General features: G+C 43.4%; 1 pseudogene. It reads right to left on the bottom strand.

Annotated features, from left to right (window positions below):
- Positions 1-350: 350 nt before the first annotated feature.
- A pseudogene (locus tag AB4238_RS15815) lies at positions 351-944 on the bottom strand (glucose/galactose MFS transporter); the annotation flags it as partial.

The raw sequence follows: 944 nt of genomic DNA, 5'->3' as shown, positions 1-944 counted from the left end.
AGTGGGCTTACTCGTTATTCATCTGATTTGAGCTGTGCAAGCTTCTAAATCATGGATGATTTAGCAGAGCCTATAGGGATATATTCACGGCGACTTGCAAAAGCTCAATACAGCTGAATTTTCTGAACCCTTATACTGACCTTTAAACTCTTTGTGCTAAGGCATTTCTGTCCAAAACTGGTTCAGTGGTAGATGCCCTCCTCTGTGTAAAAAAGAGAACTGTCATGGGCCTTCTACAGGAATTCTATTGCTCTAGCCTAGCGACAAATAAAAAAGGGAGCCTATGGCTCCCTTAAATAGATATTGCTGCGATGAACTGTTAACTAGCTGTAACAGCTACCAGCTACCAGCTACCAGCTACGCATCTTATGGCCTTTAAGCGCATAGAATAGAATGAATAGGTAACAAGGCAGACACACCCAGTAAGCTAGCTGTGTATTGTCAGCAAAATGAGCAACCTTACCAAAAACTAGCGGTAAGATAGCGCCACCGGAGATCCCCATAATTAACAGTGCAGAACCTTGCGCGGTATATTTACCAAGACCTTCAAGCGCTAGAGGCCAGATTGATGGCCAAACCAATGCATGTGCAAGCCCCATCATCGCCACGAATGTGACCGTATTTGGAATAACAGGAATACCACTCCAGCCCCATAAAATGTCTGCTATAAATGTGCTATCAGCAGATGCAGTGGTTGCACCAATGACACATAAAATACCCGCTATAGCCGAACCTAACAGTGCTTTTTCTTGAGTAATAAATCGAGGAATACAGGTGACACCAATAATGTAACCCAGCACCATAAACACCATAGTATACGAGGTTAATGAAGCAAAGTTATTAACCCCCAGGCTAGCACCATACAAGCCAATTGTGTCGCCAGCGATTACTTCAACACCAACATAAGCAAATAGTGCAACGGGAGAAATACATAGACAGGCATG

Origin of the sequence: Shewanella sp. 10N.286.45.A1, from assembly GCF_041470405.1 — a bacterium.
Classification (GTDB): domain Bacteria; phylum Pseudomonadota; class Gammaproteobacteria; order Enterobacterales; family Shewanellaceae; genus Shewanella.
Note: the sequence above shows the minus strand (reverse complement) of the source record. Positions and strands in the feature narration are given on the sequence as shown.